Source organism: Pusillimonas sp. DMV24BSW_D (genome assembly GCF_011388195.1).
Classification (GTDB): domain Bacteria; phylum Pseudomonadota; class Gammaproteobacteria; order Burkholderiales; family Burkholderiaceae_B; genus Neopusillimonas; species Neopusillimonas aestuarii.
This window is the reverse complement of sequence record NZ_CP049990.1, coordinates 1,192,182-1,210,483: the sequence shown is the minus strand read 5'-3', so window position 1 is coordinate 1,210,483 and position 18,302 is coordinate 1,192,182. Positions and strand designations below refer to the sequence as shown.

The window sequence follows — 18,302 nt, the reverse complement described above, 5'->3', positions numbered from 1 at the left end:
AATTTCCCACACCCACCGTTTACATAAAACGATGCCTGAAATTTATGCTGAATTCGCCCTCATACTGATTATTGCCGCGATTGCCGGCGCCCTTGGGCTTAAGCTTAAGCAACCGTTAATCATCACGTACATTGTTGTCGGTATTCTTGTCGGGCCTGCGGCATTCGGCTTTGTTTCTGCACACTCCCAAATTGAACTGCTGGCGCAAATTGGTATTACGGTGCTGCTTTTTCTTGTCGGCTTGAAGCTCGATTTGAAGCAAGTCCGGCAACTTGGGCCGGTTGCTTTGGCAACCGGCCTGGGCCAGTTAACCTTTACCATTGTCATTGGATTCGCACTGATCCTGCTACTGGGCAAGCCCGCCGTGGAAGCCCTTTACGTTGCGGTCGCCCTAACCTTCTCCAGCACGATTATTATCATCAAGCTTCTTTCGGACAAGCGTGAACTTGACTCACTGCACGGCCGTATCGCCGTGGGCTTCCTTATTGTTCAAGACCTTGCCGTTGTGATCGCGATGATGATCATGAGTGCGCTTGGCATGGAGCACACCACCACCAGTGACGCAATGGTGGTCGGCTTATTGATGTTGAAAGTACTTACAGCAGCGGTCTGCATGTATGCACTCGTAAAATGGGTGCTGCCACAAGTCATCGGCACCATGGCGCGTTCACAAGAACTTTTACTTGTTTTTGCCATGGCACTGGGCACAGGCCTGGCCGCTGTGGGCGAATGGGCGGGCTTTAGCAAAGAGGCTGGGGCATTCCTGGCCGGATTTGCATTGGCATCTTCAGGCTATCGCGACGCTATTAACGCCCGGCTTTCAGGCATTAAAGACTTTCTGCTGCTATTCTTTTTTATTCACCTTGGGTCGCAGCTGGACTTCACAATTTTAGGCGACGAACTGTTTTCGTCGGCCATTTTGTCTGCCTTCGTTCTCATCGGCAACCCGCTTATTGTGCTGGCGATCATGGGCTACATGGGTTATAGAAAACGTACCGGTTTCATGGCCGGCTTAACCGTTGCCCAAATCAGCGAGTTCTCTATTATTTTCATCGCCATGGGAATTTCCATGGGCCATGTGGGTCAAAGCGCACTCGGACTCACCACCTTGGTTGGCCTGATTACGATTGCTTTATCAACCTACATGATTCTGTATTCCCAGAAACTTTACAGCGTACTTTCCCCTTTACTGTCACCGTTCGAGCGTCGCAACCCATATCGTGAACTGGCGGTGGAACAAGACGGCGGCAACGAAATACGGCCCGACGTTATTGTGTTCGGCTTAGGGCGATACGGCACACGTTTGGCGCATGGCTTGAAGCATGCCGGCCTGAAAGTCGTAGGTGTCGATTTCGACCCACAAACCGCACAAGCAAACCGGCGCCACGGCATTCCCGTGCACTACGGCGACGGGGCCGACGAAGAATTTATTGAAACACTGCCATTGCATCCTGAAACCTGGGTCATCAGCACTTTGCCGGACCTGGAAGCGAACATGAATCTGCTACGCATTTTGCATAAGCATTACCCTCAGGAACAAATTGCGATTGTGGCCCGCGACGAGCACTACCGTCATCTTCTCGAGCAGCTCGGCGCTACCAAAGTATTCTTCCCCATTAACGATGCGGTTGATTACACCATTGAATCCATGACCCAACTCATTCATACAAAGGCTTGTGCCACGCAAACCCAATGAACTTTATCGAACCGCGCACATTAGTCTTCGTCATCAGTGTGCTCACAGCACTGAGTGCACTCATCCTTCTGGCAATGCGCCAAAGCTTTTCCGCAACCGTTCGGGGTGTCAACAGTTGGACAATCGGTATCTGGACATTCCTGATTTGTAGCTTGCTCTTCAATTTCCGAGGGCAACTGCACCCTTTGTTCAGCGTTGTGCTGGCCAACCTACTCTTAATCATCAGCCTGCTGCTCATGATCAGTGGATTACTGCATTATCACGGTCGTCGGCTAAGACACCATGGACTCATCGGCATCGCCACAGTCGCCTTTACCACCGTTATAGTCTGGTTCACATTTATTCAGCCTAATTTTCAATTTCGCCTGGTTTTTGTTGCCGGCCTTCTGGCGCTCATTCTGGCCGGACTCGGCTGCCTGGCATTGCACGGCCGCCCTATTACAACAGGTCGTGTTGTAGCGGGTGCGTCATTTCTGTTGGGCGCCGTCACGTGTTTTTTGCGTGCCCTTAGTGTGACTTTAAATCTTGACCAACCCAATACTTTTTTTGATTTAAGCAGATTTCAGGTTCTCTACCTGGGCGCCTTCAGCGTGACATTTTTTATCGGCACACTGGGGTTCATCCTGATGATTAACGAGCGCCTCAGAGAAATACTGCTATACAACGCAGAGCACGATGAATTGTCGGCAGCCCTGACACGCCGCGCCTTCTTCGAAAAAACCGAAGCAGAGTTATCCAACAACCGCAAATCGGGAAAGCCGGTGTCCGTCCTTATTCTTGATCTAGATAACTTCAAACAAATCAACGATGCTTACGGACATCATTTCGGTGATCAAATCATTGTGGATTTTTGCGACACGGTACGTTCCGTCTTGCGCCCTAACGATGTCTTGGGGCGATACGGCGGCGAAGAGTTTGTCGTTTTGTTGCCCGAGACCGATAGCGGAACCGCGATTGAGATTGCTGAACGTATTCGCACGGCACTGCACCAACCTCGTAACCTGCCGCCATACACCGCCAGCATTGGGGTTGCCACCACCCTGACCGAAGTGGAAAATACCGATAGCCTGCTAATTCGCGCCGACAAAGCACTATACCGTGCAAAAGGCCAAGGCCGCGACCGCATCGAAGTTGCGCAAAGCAACTGAACGTGATTAATTTTCTGTCATCAACGAGGTTTTTTTATGCTTCTGAAACTCGCCATTGCGCTCATTGCCGGAGTGTTTGGTCAAGCAGCCTTCGCAACAACCACAGGGGCGCCACAACCCACTTTGCGTGTCACCGAAATTTCACAAACAACGCACCCATTCGAAACCCTATATTGTGCCCGTCAACCCGTGCAATACCGGTTCCTGGGCGACGTCCTTGAATTAGTCATCAACGATGAAAGCCGCATTTTGATGCCCGCCATTGCAGCGTCGGGCGCGCGTTATGTCGCCCCGGACGACCCCACAACAGAGTTCTGGGGCAAAGGTGTGTTGGCCAACATTACCTGGTCAGACCAGGCGCTACCTGTTTGCGCTCCCGCCGGTACCCTTATTCCGCCCTATAAGGCCTCTGGAAACGAGCCATTTTGGAATGTTACCTTTGACGGCTGGGAAGCCACCCTGACACGACCAGGCAAAGCGCCGCTTACGCAAGATGCCCAAATCAGCGACACGCGAAAAGAGGGCCAAACCCTTGAAGCGGGCAGTGGAGCCAATATGCTCAGGCTAACGGTGGAAGAAGCGTTATGCGTTGACACCATGAGCGGCGTGCCTTATCCGCAACAAGCCGAACTGCAATACCAATCAAACACATGGCAAGGTTGTGGTGGTGATCCAAACCGATTACTTCAAGGGGCAACCTGGCGGGTTGCGCAGTTAAACGGCCATGAAATAAACGCGCAGACAAGGCCGGAGATCCATTTCATGCCCAATAACCGCATAGCCGGCAGCACCGGGTGCAACCGCTTCTTTGGCGAGTACACACTCACCGGAGAAGGCATGCAAATAAAAGGCCTGGGCAGCACTCGCATGGCATGCAGCGAAAAGCTTATGACTCAGGAAAACACCTTTCTTGGGCAGCTGCAAAACGTAAACGGGATATCTTTCGATACCGCCGACACTTTGATATTGAACACACCCGAAGGTGAAATTCGGGCGACTGCGCAGGTGAAGGCCTTATAGCTAGTGCAAATAAGTTCCACCATCGACAACCAGGGTTTGTCCGGTAATAAACGCAGCATCATTCGATGCGAAAAACAATACGGCACCCACTACATCTGCGGGATATTGCTCCCGAGCAATGGCGCGCCCCTGCAGTGAAATACCCTTTGAGCGAGTCATTTGTCCTTCGTTACTCAACACTGACTCGCTTAACGTAAACCCTGGCGCCACAGCGTTAACAAGAATGTTCTTTTCGCCTAACTCTTTCGCCAAGCTTTTCGTCATGGCTAACACCGCACCTTTACTCGACACATAGTGCAACAAGTAAGGCACTCCCTTGAACGCAGCCGCAGACGCAATATTAATAATACGCCCGCCCCCATTTTTTTCCATGAACGGAACAACAGCACGGCAGCTTCTGAAAATACCAATCACGTTAACGTCATACACATTCTTCCACTCTTCTGGATCGATCTCATGGAAGGGGCGCGGCGGAATACCCGTTGCAATACCGGCGTTATTGACCAAAACATCGATACGCTCAAAACAGGATAACGTTTGTGCAATAGCCGCCTGAATCGAGGCCTCCGATCGAACGTCCACCTCGACGCCACGCACCTTCTGCTCCGTCGGATCGATACTTTTGGCTGCCGATACAGCGTCTTTCAAGTCGGCAATAACAACGTTTGCACCACGCTGGTAAAACCCTTCGGACATGCTTTTACCAATACCTGCGGCGCCACCTGTCACGATCACAGTTTTACCTTTCAGCCCAGGATTGAAAGGTTCGCTCATAAATACTCCCAAATATTCTTCTGACCAATGCTGCGGGGGTCCCCGTCATACTCTCGTGAAACACCATCTTTCATCACGTAAAGGCGATCCACAATATCAACCATCGACATAATGTTCTGCTCAATAATCAAAATGGAAATGTTCTGGTCTTTACATAAAGAATGAATCGTCCCCATTAACGATTTCACCATGTGAGGCGCAAGCCCGGTCGTTGGTTCATCCAGCAAAAGTACCTGAGGCGGCAATATCAGCCCAATGCCAATTGCCACCATTCGTTGCTCACCACCACTCATAGAGCCCGCCGCCTGAGACTGACGCTCGGCCAGCCGGGGAAAAAGCTCGTACAAGAATTCCAAACGTTCTTTGAAAAGACCATGACTCACTTTGTGACGGCCGGCAATACCAAACGCCGTCTCAAAGTTTTCGAGAACGGTTAAATTTGGGAAAACATTCCGCTCTTGGGGAACGTAAGAAATACCATTCAAACGTCGTTGCAAAGGCGACATCTTGAGAAGCGAAACGCCTTGGTATGTCAGTTCGCCGGAGTCGGGGTTAACCAATCCTGAAATCGCTTTTAATGTGGTTGTTTTCCCCGCTCCGTTGGGTCCGATCAAACCGACAACCTCACGATAACTCATCGTTACCGAGACATCCCGAAGAACCGTCGCGCCGCCATAACCCGCCTTCAATTGGTCTGTAGCAAGAATTTCCTGATTCATGTGTTATTGCCCCAGATATAGCTTGATAACCTCATCGTCCTGTAAAACGTCATCGGTTGCGCCATCTCTGAATATTTCTCCCTGATGCAAAAAAATAACGCGATCGGCTAACGACTTAACCAGAGCAAGATTATGTTCCACAAAAACAATGGTTCGCTGTGCTTGCGCCAATAGCCGAATACACGCGCGCACTTCGTCAACCATCGCAGGCTCCAAGCCGGCGCATAACTCGTCGAAGAACAAGACTGAACTATCCGTTGCCAGAGCCTGAGCCAACATTAATAACTTTTGTTCGCCATAGCTCAGATCGCCGGCTTGCGCATCTTGCTTGGCCAGTATGGGCTCCAGGGCGGGAATTGCCATATCAAGCTCCGGACGCTGCCTCGTACGCGAACGAAACCCCAAAGCCTGACCCAACGAATACCAAAGCGTTTCCTCTTGAGCTGACGCGTGGGCGAAATCAATACAACGCGCCACTGTAAACGAACGGAATACCCTCGGATGCTGAAAAGTACGCATAAATCCGGCTGCTACGCGCTCGTGCATTGCTTGCGCCGTCACATGCCGACCATTCACGTAAACCTCACCTTGATCAGCTGGGAATACCCCCGCCATTACATTAATCAATGTAGACTTTCCTGCTCCATTAGAGCCTACCAAAGCAGTAACAGTGCCAGGCTCAACGCTGAACGACACCCCGTTCAACACATGAATACCAGCAAAACTTTTATGTATATCCCGAACAGTTAAGGGACTTGCAGGGTTGTGTACTGACTGAACCATTTTTATCCTTAACCTTTATCGATGGGCACTTCCAAACAAACCTTGAGGGCGGAAATACACTACCAGCACCAACAGCAAGCCATAAACCAACTGCCGCGCCGGTGCTGCGGTCGTTGGCGACAAGGGTAGAAACTTTAATAACTCGGGCAAGAAACACAGAATGACGGCGGCTACCAAGGGCCCAACCAGCGTTCCCGCACCGCCAAACATAACAATTAACAACGCAAATATTGAAACGCCAATATCAAAACTCAACGGATCGATATAAGCAGAGTAGTGTGCGAAGAACGAGCCTGCAGCAGCCGCAATGGCACTTGATAACGCAATAGCAACCAATTTAGCCCGTGCAACATTTTTCCCGAGTGAAGCCGCGCCTAACTCGTCATCTCTAATAGCTTGCAATAGCTGACCAAAAGGCGTGGCTGCGAGGCGCAACAAAAAAATCAGCGTGAGCACCGCCAGTGCGACCGTAAATAGCGCAAACCCGGTTCTACCAAACTCATAGCCAAACAACGCGTAAGGAGTAATACCCGATATTCCGGCATCCCCGCCCGTTACATCCCGCCAATTTTGAAGCAGCACGGTAAACACCATTTGCACTGCGATCGTTACTATCAGGAAATAAATTCCTTTAACACGAACTGCGGGAAACGCAATAATCATGCTTACCACCGCCGCAACTAACATGCCAAATAGTTGTGCGCTTAAAGGGGAATAACCTTGCTGCATTAACAAACCAGTTGAGTAGGCGCCGATACCGAAGAATACAGCCGCCGCCAGCGACATCAACCCTGCCAGCCCAACCAAAATATCAAGCGACAAAGCCAATATCCCAAAAATGGCTGCCGTTGTAATTAAATGAAGCACATAGTCCATAACTTAACTCTTTCAGGGGTTGTTTAACGCGACTTGCCGAACAGACCCTGAGGCCGGAAGAGCAAAACGACATAAAGCAGCGTGAAGGTCATGACTTCACGCCAGCCCGCCGCGAAAAACCACACCATGACGCTTTCCGCAACGCCCACAATGAGCCCGGCAAGCAATGCGCCCGACAAGGATCCGCGCCCACCCATAATGGCCACAATCGCCGCCATCAAAATAATGTGCATCGCATCATGCGGTTCAACACCCCGGTCAAACAGATACACGAACGATGCCGGCGCAACCAATGCTGCTGACAGCGCAGCAACGGTCATCGTGACCGTCCGGGTGCTAATGCCCAGAGCGCGAGCCAACTCGACGTTCTCAGCCACGGCGCGCATTCGCTTTCCCGTATCGGAATACTTGATGAATAGAAAGAGTGCAACAAATATGATCAGAACCGAACTGACGACGATTAAGGAAAACAAATCCAGTATGTAGCCACTTCCCGGGAAAACCGGTGAGCGTAACTGGAAGGCATCCAAACGGACGCCCTCGGGCCCAAAGACCAAAATAACGATGTATTCGAGGCTAATTAATAAACCGAGCGAGATAGTCAACAAACCCATCTCCCCCGCACCGCGTTTAATCATGTTCTGATATGCAAACTGCTGGATCAGCAATCCCAGCACAACTGCAACGACAATCGCAAAACAGATACCACCCCAAAAAGGCAAGCCTAGGACAGCAATTGCTACATAACCGGCATAGCCTGCTGCAATGACAACAGCGCCATGCGCGAGGTGGATGAGATCAGCCAGCCACCATAACAACGAGAAACCGATCGCAACGAGGGCGTACAACGCCCCCGTGCTGATACCATCGGTCAGCAAATTAACCAACAGAGTCGCTTGATCCATTTATTAACAACCTGTTATTCAACGAGATCAGCAACTTTTACAAACTGACCATCTTTCAGCGTTTTCAGCGAAGTAGGACGAACCACGCTGCCATCCGAGTAATCAAAGCGGTATGTCCCTGCCGCCCCGGTATAAGTCGGCATTTCCTTTACCATGTAGTCACGGAATGTGGTGCCCGTTACCTCTGACCCCTTTTCGGCTAACGCATCAACGACCGTTTTATACAGGTAGATTAAATCGTAATGGTTGGCCTGGTGTACATTCGGCAAACGATCATGCTTGGCTTTGAATGCATCGACGAACGCTTTTGTCTTCGGAGCATCGCTCGTTACCTCAAACGAAGGGGATGCATAATAAGCGCCATCCGCCAATTCACCCAAAGCTTGAATCTCAGGGTCTTCAAATGCGCCGTAACTCAAAAACTTACCTTTGTAGCCCAGCTCTCTAGCTTGCCGGACAATCTGAGCAGATTGCCGCCCGACGGAACCCGTAATGTAGATCGCATCAGGATTAGTAGCCAGAAGCTTCAATAAAATTGGGCGGAAATTTGATTCATCCTGCTGGTGAATCCCCTCTCCTGCAAGCGTGCCTCCCAGTTTCTTCCACTCCTCTTTCACAGACTTGGCCAGCGCATTGCCCAAGTCGCTGACAACAGTCATAACTCCCAAGCGCTCTACGCCCAAATGTTCTTTTGCATAAGGGAGCAATAAACGGACGGTCTCATCGTCGAACATCCAGGTCGACTGAAAATAAGGAGAAACACCCCTGATCGCCGGAGATGCCGTGCTTGCCGAAATAAGCATCACTTTCTCCGTTTGTGCAAGCGGGGCAACTGCGGCGACAACCGAGGTCCATCCGGTAATCACCACCTCGGCATCTTCGAGATCGGACAACCTTTTAAACCCGGAAATACTCACACGCGCCGTTGCTTGACTGTCCTCCGGTAAGAGCTGAACATTCCGTCCTCCCGCACCACCGTGCTTGGAATTTATTTCCTCGACTGCCAGGGTACTGCCCTGCATCATCATTTCGCCCAATTTACCGGCACCGCCCGTCAGTGGCATCAGAAAACCTATTTTCCGAGGACCCTCGTCAGCCGCTTGCGCAGGCAGCATTGCGCCAAAACCGAATGAAGCCGCGCACGCCAAACCAAGCAGCAACTTCGCAAAACTCTTTTTTGCATGTTTCATGATTGTTGTCTCCTATCACTGTCTTTAATTATGTCAACCTTGCATCCGACCAACCAGAACCGACTTTTCCTCTTGACTCCTTTCGTCATTAACCATAAACATGTATACATCTATACATATATGTAAGTTATTATGAAGTATACTTGCTGTCAAGAAAAAAAAATGAAAATGCGGGTATAAACCTACCCATTCTTCCGCCCTAAATGCCCTAAAGATATGTTCTCAGACAAACTGCCCATTACTTACCAGTTGGCTCAGCACCTTCGAGGCGAAATCATTCGTGGCACCTACCCTCCTGGAACCAAGCTACCCACCGAGGTTCAATTTGCATCCGATTACAAAATTAGTGTTATCACGGTTCAGCGGGCACTTAAAGCGCTGGAAGAAGAGCATCTGATCACACGCAAAAGAGGAAAAGGAACTTTTGTTTCCGAATTACCTTCGCACCTCACCAAATCCAAATCGCTGTCCACGCTCGACATGATGTTCTCGGAAGAGTTCAACAACGAAACGGAAATCCTGGACCGCAAAATCATTCCTGTACCGGAACATCTCAGCAATGCTTTTTCGCAGGAAAAGGAATTGATGTTCATTCAAAGACTAGTAAAAAAAGACGGTGTTCCAATCAGCTTTACCAACCATTACATTGTTCCCGAATACGGCAAAGGCATACCCATTTCCCAACTCAAGCGCTATCCCATGTTTCGCATACTGCGCGAAAATATGGATATCTCGCTACTGAACGTAGAGATCAGCATAGAAGCCATGGCCGCACCCATCGACGTCTCAAAAAAATTGAATATCCCGGCGATGGAACCTGTTCTGTTTTTTACCGCCCTGCTCTATGAAGAAGGCGGCCGATTAATTGACGTCCCTGAGATTTACTTTCGCGGTAGCCGGCATAAGTTTTCATTCGGCATCGATCTTGCGAGCCGATAACTTATCGTTCAGCAGAATATCCCAAAAAATCCCTTTTAGCCGCCCCGCAAAGTTTGAATCGTTGTACTTGGCGAAATCATATTAGGATCGGTCACTAATTCAATCACTGACGCTACGGATTGCTTCAATGCGCGTTCAAGCGCCGGGCGAAACGCCTCATTCGTTTCCACTCGTTCCGCGTATGCCCCATACGATTCAGCCAACGTCACAAAATCCGGATTAGCCAACGTCGTACCGATAACGCGTCCGGGATAATCACGTTCCTGATGCATACGAATGGTTCCAAATATGCCGTTATTGACAACAATAAAAATCGGATTCAAGTTGTATAGTCGGGCGGTCGCCAGTTCTTGAGCACTCATCATAAAGCAGCCGTCTCCGGCCACGGCAACCACCACACGCTCGGGATGAACAACTTTGGCGGCAACCGCTGCCGGCACACCGTAACCCATCGCACCATTAACCGGCGCCAATTGGGTTCGATAGCCACGATATTTAAAATAACGGTGCAACCAGGCGGTGTAATTACCTGCTCCATTACATACAATCGCATCGTCCGGCAACACTTCCCGCAACGCAATAATAGCTTGCGCCAAATCCACCCCAGAGGATATCGAGCCTGGAAATATATGCGACTCATAATCCTGACGCGCTTTACCAGCCCACTCTGTCCATGCACCTTGTGCCGAACTGGCGGGCAACGTCACCAACGCTTCCATACATTGCATCATTCCAGACACAATCCCCAAAGTCGGTTGAAACACACGACCAATCTCCAATGCATCCGGATGAACGTGAATCAGTTTTTGCCGAGGCACAGGAGACGTAACCAGGCTATATGTACCCGAGGTAGCCTCACTCAGCCGATCGCCCAACACAATCAACAAATCAGCCTCGCGTACGCGCTCAGCCAGTTTCGGATTAATCGCCAACCCCACATGCCCGGCGTATAAGGGGTGATTGTTATCAAAATAATCCTGACTTCGAAAAGCTGAACAGACCGGCAGATGGTGACGCATCGCAAACTGTTCTAATAACTGGGTCGCCTCGAAGGTCCAGGTACTGCCGCCTGCAATCACCAGAGGCCTCTGCGCCTGATTAAGCAACGTTTCAAATTGGTTCAACTGGTTCGGCGACGGATACGCTTGAGTCACCGCATAAGGCGGCGTATCCTCGACTGAAACTTCGTCTAACAGCATATCTTCCGGCAACGCGATCACAACAGGGCCTGGACGCCCCGATGTGGCTGTATGAAAAGCCCGCGCGACAAACTCCGGAATACGATCAGCATCATCGATTTGGACAACCCATTTCGCCATCGCCCCGAACATCTGTCGATAATCAATTTCCTGAAATGCCTCTTTTTCGAACGAACTTCGTTGTACTTGGCCTATGAACAAGATCAACGGCGTGCTGTCTTGCATCGCCGTATGCACTCCAATGCTCGCATGCGTTGCACCTGGCCCACGCGTCACGAAGCAGATACCCGGTTTTCCTGTCAGTTTCCCATAGGCGTCAGCCATATTACATGCACCAGCCTCATGACGCGTCACCACGAGTTGAATTGAATCAACATCATGAAAAGCGTCAAGAACCGAAAGATAACTTTCGCCCGGTACGCAGAAAACCTTATCCGCTCCGTGCACTTTCAATTGATCAACGAGAACACGCGCGCCCGTCCTGGATATAGAAGTTCCGGTCATATTAGAAAAACACCGTCAAATTTTTCGAGGGCAATACCGCCCGATCTATCACCGCATACCGGTCGAATACTTTCCACCCATCTTCGCTTCGACGAACACGATCGATGCGATGACCTACAAATAGGTTTTCTTCGCGCTGCAGCCGTGTTTGATAAATGATTAAGTTACTGGCAACCCGCAAGCCGTCGGGCTCCTCCTCAATTTCCACCGGATCTACAAAATATCGCAAACGAGACGGCGGAATTTCCGTCCACGCTTTTTTACTTTTTGCGCGTGCCACTCTTAACGATAAGGTTTCATAACTATCGTCATACAGCATCAAATCGGTTTGCCTGGATAAAGAACCTTCCCTTTGGTCCTTAACATAAACCAAAGGAGCTCTATACCGAAGGTCATCAGCGAAAATACCCAGCCATTCTTGATAGGCCAGCTCCTGCAGCAAAGAGACTTCATATGCCTGGAAACTCTTTACCTCAAAGTAAAGAGAAGGATTACTTAGCATCGTTTTCATTTCGCCTCCATCAGGCTGCGCCACTGACGGTAATACTCACGCTGGTTGATTTCACTCCAATACCAACCTGTTCTACCCGGCAAACCTTGTCCAAACTTATCTGCGGTCAACTCTTCTTTTCCGAGACCCATTTGATAGTTGAACGGCTGGCGAGATGCCATATATCCGCTGATACTGTCAGCAATTTCGCCCCATATTTCGCCATCCTCTACCTCAAACATGCCGCTGGGCCCAAACGAAAGAATAAACTCGCGACGAATTTCTTCTTTCAATTCGGGATCCAAATTCTTGTCTACGAAGCACATGGTATGGCTTTCGGTAAGACGAGGGCCACGCGGATGAGACATCCGAATCATCCGAAACTTGACGCTATCCAAAATCGACATATTCGGGAAAATGGTTGAATGCCCCAAGGGGATGAACTGATTGGCCGGATTGTCCTGGGCGTCAAGTTTGGCGCGCATTTCATCAATATATTTAGCGTAAGCAGATGACCCTGTCGATCCAGCACCAAATCCACCCAGCTCCGAACCGAACCCATGTCCTCCGCGAAGGGAAATCTGAAAGCCATCTTTTTTCGGGCGTTTGCGATAGCCAATATCCATGACCGAGCCATGCGTCGTCGCAACGTGGTACGAATCACCCAGAAAGTTCTCGGCGGGCATTTTCCAGTTCACCGGCAATTCCCACTTCTGAACGCCGCCTATCATTTCAACACCGCCATCGCTGCGACTCACAACCCGATCCAGATACACCGCCATCTCGCCAAGATAGTCAAGCAAAGAGGAAGCCTTAGGATTCCAGGTTGCAAAGATCAAACCACCGAAGGTATCGAGTTGTGCAACCTCCCGCAACCCCCAACGGCTCATCTCAAGGCTTTCATAGTAAGCTTCCCGATAACCGGGCACACCAACCAGTTCGCCTTTGGATGAGAAACACCAACCGTGATAAGGGCAAGTAAAAGCGGGAGCATTCCCAGAGTCCGTGCGGCATACTTTCATCCCACGATGCGTGCAAAAATTCAGAAACGCACGAATCTTGCCGCCGGAACGCGTTACCACAACCGAATCAGACCCCATGTAGGTCGTGAAGAAGTCATTTTCATTCGGCAACTGGCTCTCATGTCCCAAATACAACCACGATTTGGTGAATATTTTTTCCAACTCTAGCTGATAGATTCCGGGGTCGGTAAATATGGTGCTGCTCACCATTCCCGACTCTGGCTGGACCAAATCGGCATACTCCCGGTCAACACTTTGCGTTTCCATACAATTTTCTCCACTATTCAGCTTGTCGATGTCTCGAAAACGACTCCGCCACAGCCGGTTTCCCACTCTGCTACTGACTCGTAATAAACCGTTTGCGCTTGTGCGCCATTCGCGGCGCCCAAAGCCGTCACCCACTGACGAATTTCCCACGCACCAAAACCCGCTGCATCAATTTTTTCACTGCCCCAATCGACCACTTGCACAGGGCGCTCAGACGCCAGGGCTGCTAGAAACTCAAGGTCAAATTCGCGGTCAATATCACCCGCCTCCGGTGCGCCGGGTGAGTGTGACAACCCCCCTGTGCCAACCACGGCAACACGCAAATCAGAGGCCTGTGCCGCGCGTCGGATGAACTGGCCAAAACCGTAACAACGCGACAACGTCGGCAGAGGCGGGACCATACAGTTCTGAAGAATCGGGACCAAAGGGATGTCGTACTCAGGAGCAAGAAACTGCAATGGAACCACAACACCATGCTCAAGAATGACATTTTCAGCAAAGGCTGGGTCAAACCCAATCTCATAAGCCTGCTCGACCAAAGCGCGTGAAAATGCCTCGGCCCCTGGTATGGAAAAAGAATCAACATTGATCCATTTCTCAATTGGACCGGAGTATGACTGCGCGACACCCACACAGAACGCCGGCATGCGATCAACAAACAAATTATGAAAATGATCGGAACTGACGACCACCAACACATCAGGCCTGGCCTGACGTAACTGATCACCAATTTCGGTCATCCCCGCATACACCCGGTCCTTGACCTCTTTGCCGGCATGATTGGCATAGCCCGTTATGTGTGGCGCATGACTCATAGCCGCAGCAAATACAATTCCACCCATGTTGCCTCCTAACTGCGCAAGTGCCGCTCGCCCGCCAGGGCGCGTAATGTTGCCCGATACTGATCAGGAGGCAGATTAAAAAATCGCCCTAAAGGTGCCATTAACAATGGATGCACCCCCAAGCGCCATAGCGCTTGGATATCCTGATCAAGCATCGCCTGGCGCTCTTGTTCATTCAAGCCATGACGCACCATATGGCCCTCCCGGTCTTGCATAAACGCTGCCTGCATATCGGGCTCATTTTTCAGCTTGAATAAATAAAGCTGTAGATCGTAAAGCGCCATGTCGACTCCTCAGAACAGACTTCGTACGTTGCCGCCATCAACTGACAGAACCGTTCCCGTTATGTACGAAGCACGATCCGAACATAAAAATGCAACGGCATCCGCCACCTCTTCAGGCTCCCCAAAGCGACCCATGGGCACCTCCGCGGCAGACTTTGCAAGTCGTTCTTCCAACGAGCCGCCATGCGCTTTCTCAACCTGCAAAAACCGTTCCGTCATGACACGACCGGGACATACAATATTGAAACGCACGCCTTTCTTGCCGTATTCCATAGCAAGCGACTTCATCAGACCTGCGACAGCCGGACGCACTCCATTTGACAAAGTAAGCCCGGGAATCGGCTGTTTGACCGACGTAGATTGAATAGCGACTACAGCGCCTCGACCACTCTTTTGCATATCTGGAATGACGTCACGAATCATTCGAACAGTCGTTAGATGCGCACCTTCAAAAGCTGATATCCATGCATGATCGTCGTGCAAATCGAAAACCCCTGGGCGCGGACCAAGGGAATTCGCCACCAGAATATCTACCGGTCCCACATCCTTGCGAACCGCCTGAAAGAACTCGGATAGAGAAGCCGGGTCAGCCAAATCTGCAGACCTGGTATAAGGCCGAAGGCCCGTCAGTTCTTCAATCTCATCTGCCAGCGCCGTTAGATGACTTTCCTGCCGGGAAAAAGTCGCAATGCGCGCGCCTTCCTTTGCCAACGCAAGCACACACGACCGCCCTATTCCTTTCGATCCCGCCGAGACAACCGCAAGACGACCTTTGATTCCTAAATCCATTTCTTCTCGTTACTTGATATAGCCAAGGGCACGCAGTTCCGCGCTGATCGCTTTACGTTCTGCTTCGGTAGGGGCCGGCATGGGATCTCGTGTCAGATAGTTATCCATCACTCCCATCTGATGAAGTGCGTACTTCACTCGGCTAACCATTTTCAACATTGGCCGTGCAAACAGAAGTCGTACCAGTGCGTCATGACTATCATGAATCTCGCGAGCCGCATTCAAATCATTGCGTTGAACCAGGTCGTACATTTCTATGACTTTCTTCGCCATAACCATGTGCAGCACAAGCAATGTTCCATCGCAACCCGTTGCAAAATTCTGGAAAAGGCAATTATCGTTGCCACTCAACACCGTCGTGTCGCGCCCCAGTTTCTTCAACGATTTATAGTTATTTTCGAATCCCTGCGGCGTCCACATGGTGTCTTTAATTGCCACAACGTTATCAACTTCGCAAATGGCTTTTACAACTTCCGGCGTGTAGTTGATGCCCGACAGCGGCCCAGCCATAAAATAGATCACTGGAATACGGATTGAAGAGGCAACATCTGACGTGTACTGTTTCGCCACCTCGGGCACTGCGTCGACGCCACGACCGAAAGCAATTGACCCCAACAGCAAAATACCGTCAGCCCCCGCCTGCTCTGCCTCTTGTGCCGACCGCGCGGCTACCGCGTTGGTGTACGGCACAGGAACAATACCCGCCACGACCGTTTTCTTTCGCGGATGAGCCTCTTCAATAGCCAACTTCAGCACCAACATGCGCTCGCTGTCTGTTAACGCATCAACTTCACCTGCGTTGGCATTCACAACTAAACCATCAATACCATCCACATCGAGCATAAAACGACAGACTTTGCGAAAAGCCGGCTCGTCTATCTCGCCGGAATCAGTAAAAGGCACAACAAGTGCGGCGAAATGCCGTCCAATTTTCAGACGCGACATAACAAAACTCCTATACACATAAGTAAGATATTTTTATTGATGATACTTATATGTATATGAGTATGTCAACAAAAAAATAATGGCGCCAAACAAACTAAAATTTGGCGCATGTAATGGAAGAGGCACCTTGAACTATCACGTCTTTTAGAGAACACGCCGGCATGAGTCGATGCACCAGAAAATAGCGCATTGCAGACTTTTTGTTATCTACAAAAGCATTGGCCAACGATAAATCAGACTCCGTTGCGGTTGACGCAACCACGCCTTTGATCAAGAGCCAAGCACCCAAAACCGTTCCCCAGAAATTCAAATAATGCGCCGAAATAGCCTCCAAGCGCTCTCTTTGAGCGTCACCCTGACCAAGAATCCATTCAGTGGCATCTTTTAATCGCGCGATTGCATCTGAAAGCAACGCAACCTCATCGCGCACGGAATCATGATGCTGATACGCCAATACTTCCTGCAGCATAGAATTCAACAGCAGTAACGCACTCTCCCCTTCATCGCGCATTACCTTACGCAAAACCAAGTCCATCGACTGCACACCCGTGGTACCCTCGTAAATAGTATGTACGCGAGCATCCCTGAAATACTGTGAAGCCCTGCTTTCCTCCAGGTACCCGGCCCCGCCGGCGACCTGAACACCTGTCGACGCAGCCAGAAAACCATTCTCGGTAACCCACCCTTTCGCGATCGGCGTTAACAGATCCAATCTCTTTTTATACATTGAGCGAAGCAGCTCATCCGGCTCACGCTGCGCGCGCTCTGCAACCCCTGCGGTGTAATAAGCTATTGCCCGCATGGCATCCGTACTGGCACGCATGTCTTGTAACATTCGTCGCACGTCTGGGTGCTCAATAATGGCACAGGGTCTGCCATTTCGATCACTTCCCTGTATACGTTCCTGTGCATATGACAACGCTGCCTGATAGGCATTTTCGGCAGACGCCAATCCGAAAACAGCAATATTCAGGCGGGCGCGGTTCAGCACAAGAAACATATGCGCCAGCCCCCGGTTCTCTTCTCCAAGCAACTCCCCAACAGCGCCCTGCTCATCTCCGAATGCCATTGTTGCTGTTGGGCTGGCGCGCACCCCTATTTTCTTCTCCAGCGAAATGCACTGAACATCATTCCTGCTGCCGATTTCCCCTTCATCATCCACCTCGAACTTCGACACCACATACAAGGACAGGCCTTTCACGCCCGCGACATTCTCCGGCCCGCGCGCCAACACAAAATGCACAATGTTTTCGGCCATATCGTGATCGCCATACGTAATAAAACACTTTGTGCCTTTAATCCGATATCCGGCTGCATCTTTTTCGGCTTTTGTCTTAATTGCACCCAAGTCGGTACCCGCCTGAGGCTCGGTAATTGCAAGCGTAGCTGTCCAACGCCCACTTACCAACGCAGGTAGATAGACTCGCTTTTGCCGTTCAGTTCCGTATGCTGCCAGTAGCGACACCACGCCAGAAAAAGGCATCAGCCCCAAGCTAAATGAAATATTGGCGCTGTTGAACATCTCGGACACAGCAACACTGACCGGCGTAGCAAACCCCTGACCACCAATCACTTCAGGAAAATGCACGGTGTTCCACTGCGCTTCAACAAATTTGTTGTACGCACTACCCCAACCCTCAGGTAGACACACGCGACCGTCCTTTATATACGCCCCTTCGCGATCACCGATCGTATCCAGCGGTGCCAGCACTTGCGAAGCAAACCGCCCCGCTTCATCAATCACAGCTGAAACGATGTCCGCACTTTGTCCTTCAAGCCCAGGCAAAGCCTGCAAGCCGGGCATTTCCGACCACACATTTAACGCAAAATGAATTTCGTCATACCGCGGATAATAAGTACTCAAGCTTCATTCCTTTCTATTTGTAGAAGATGAATAAAAGAGGCGCTCG

The 18,302-nt window shown here is 50.5% G+C and carries 18 protein-coding genes; 4 read left to right on the top strand and 14 right to left on the bottom strand.

Annotation, left to right across the window (positions count from 1 at the left end):
* Positions 1-31: 31 nt before the first annotated feature.
* From G9Q38_RS05845 to G9Q38_RS05835, 3 genes are read left to right on the top strand one after another with little or no spacing between them, the layout of a single operon-like run.
* On the top strand, positions 32-1,696 hold the full coding sequence (locus G9Q38_RS05845; RefSeq protein ID WP_166128791.1) for a cation:proton antiporter: 1,665 nt from the start codon (positions 32-34) through the stop codon (positions 1,694-1,696).
* Positions 1,693-2,844, top strand: a complete 1,152-nt coding sequence (locus G9Q38_RS05840) for a GGDEF domain-containing protein (RefSeq protein ID WP_166128788.1) — start codon at positions 1,693-1,695, stop codon at positions 2,842-2,844. The genes G9Q38_RS05845 and G9Q38_RS05840 overlap by 4 nt, the downstream gene beginning before the upstream one ends.
* Before the next feature lie 36 nt (positions 2,845-2,880).
* Complete coding sequence (locus G9Q38_RS05835; RefSeq protein WP_166128786.1) at positions 2,881-3,864, top strand: META domain-containing protein; 984 nt, start codon at positions 2,881-2,883, stop codon at positions 3,862-3,864.
* On the opposite strand, the gene G9Q38_RS05830 is transcribed toward G9Q38_RS05835, so the two are convergent.
* From G9Q38_RS05830 to G9Q38_RS05805, 6 genes are read right to left on the bottom strand one after another with little or no spacing between them, the layout of a single operon-like run.
* Complete coding sequence (locus G9Q38_RS05830) at positions 3,865-4,638, bottom strand: SDR family NAD(P)-dependent oxidoreductase (protein ID WP_166128784.1); 774 nt, start codon at positions 4,636-4,638, stop codon at positions 3,865-3,867. It lies immediately after the preceding gene.
* Positions 4,635-5,357 (bottom strand): ABC transporter ATP-binding protein, encoded by a 723-nt coding sequence (locus G9Q38_RS05825; RefSeq protein WP_166128781.1) that lies wholly within the window; start codon positions 5,355-5,357, stop codon positions 4,635-4,637. Before G9Q38_RS05825 ends, G9Q38_RS05830 begins: the two co-directional genes overlap by 4 nt.
* A 3-nt stretch (positions 5,358-5,360) precedes the next feature.
* Positions 5,361-6,140, bottom strand: coding sequence for an ABC transporter ATP-binding protein (locus tag G9Q38_RS05820; RefSeq protein WP_166128778.1), 780 nt, complete (start codon positions 6,138-6,140; stop codon positions 5,361-5,363).
* Positions 6,141-6,155: 15 nt separating this feature from the next.
* On the bottom strand, positions 6,156-7,016 hold the full coding sequence (locus G9Q38_RS05815) for a branched-chain amino acid ABC transporter permease (protein ID WP_166128776.1): 861 nt from the start codon (positions 7,014-7,016) through the stop codon (positions 6,156-6,158).
* A 23-nt stretch (positions 7,017-7,039) separates the two neighbouring features.
* A complete protein-coding gene (locus G9Q38_RS05810) occupies positions 7,040-7,921 on the bottom strand; it encodes a branched-chain amino acid ABC transporter permease (RefSeq protein ID WP_166128773.1) in 882 nt (293 codons plus the stop codon).
* Between the two features lie 14 nt (positions 7,922-7,935).
* Complete coding sequence (locus G9Q38_RS05805) at positions 7,936-9,111, bottom strand: ABC transporter substrate-binding protein (protein ID WP_166128770.1); 1,176 nt, start codon at positions 9,109-9,111, stop codon at positions 7,936-7,938.
* Between the two features lie 216 nt (positions 9,112-9,327).
* Between G9Q38_RS05805 and G9Q38_RS05800 the strand changes: the two genes are divergently transcribed.
* Complete coding sequence (locus tag G9Q38_RS05800; RefSeq protein ID WP_166128768.1) at positions 9,328-10,050, top strand: GntR family transcriptional regulator; 723 nt, start codon at positions 9,328-9,330, stop codon at positions 10,048-10,050.
* A 35-nt stretch (positions 10,051-10,085) separates the two neighbouring features.
* Here G9Q38_RS05800 and G9Q38_RS05795 read toward each other — a convergent pair whose 3' ends face one another.
* The 8 genes from G9Q38_RS05795 to G9Q38_RS05760 all read right to left on the bottom strand — a co-directional run bounded on the left by G9Q38_RS05795 (position 10,086) and on the right by G9Q38_RS05760 (position 18,256).
* Complete coding sequence (locus G9Q38_RS05795) at positions 10,086-11,753, bottom strand: thiamine pyrophosphate-binding protein (protein ID WP_166128765.1); 1,668 nt, start codon at positions 11,751-11,753, stop codon at positions 10,086-10,088.
* A gap of 1 nt (position 11,754) precedes the next feature.
* A complete protein-coding gene (locus G9Q38_RS05790) occupies positions 11,755-12,264 on the bottom strand; it encodes an aromatic-ring-hydroxylating dioxygenase subunit beta (RefSeq protein ID WP_166128763.1) in 510 nt (169 codons plus the stop codon).
* The gene (locus G9Q38_RS05785; RefSeq protein ID WP_166128760.1) at positions 12,261-13,532 is read right to left on the bottom strand and encodes an aromatic ring-hydroxylating oxygenase subunit alpha; all 1,272 of its coding nucleotides are present in this window, start codon (positions 13,530-13,532) and stop codon (positions 12,261-12,263) included. Before G9Q38_RS05785 ends, G9Q38_RS05790 begins: the two co-directional genes overlap by 4 nt.
* A gap of 17 nt (positions 13,533-13,549) precedes the next feature.
* A complete protein-coding gene (locus G9Q38_RS05780) occupies positions 13,550-14,374 on the bottom strand; it encodes a DODA-type extradiol aromatic ring-opening family dioxygenase (RefSeq protein WP_166128758.1) in 825 nt (274 codons plus the stop codon).
* Positions 14,375-14,382: 8 nt separating this feature from the next.
* Positions 14,383-14,658, bottom strand: a complete 276-nt coding sequence (locus G9Q38_RS05775) for a hypothetical protein (protein WP_166128754.1) — start codon at positions 14,656-14,658, stop codon at positions 14,383-14,385.
* 9 nt (positions 14,659-14,667) lie between these two features.
* The gene (locus tag G9Q38_RS05770; RefSeq protein ID WP_166128751.1) at positions 14,668-15,447 is read right to left on the bottom strand and encodes an SDR family oxidoreductase; all 780 of its coding nucleotides are present in this window, start codon (positions 15,445-15,447) and stop codon (positions 14,668-14,670) included.
* Positions 15,448-15,456: 9 nt separating this feature from the next.
* Positions 15,457-16,392, bottom strand: a complete 936-nt coding sequence (locus G9Q38_RS05765) for a dihydrodipicolinate synthase family protein (RefSeq protein ID WP_166128748.1) — start codon at positions 16,390-16,392, stop codon at positions 15,457-15,459.
* 94 nt (positions 16,393-16,486) lie between these two features.
* Positions 16,487-18,256, bottom strand: coding sequence for an acyl-CoA dehydrogenase family protein (locus tag G9Q38_RS05760; RefSeq protein ID WP_166128745.1), 1,770 nt, complete (start codon positions 18,254-18,256; stop codon positions 16,487-16,489).
* Between the last annotated feature and the right edge of the window lie 46 nt (positions 18,257-18,302).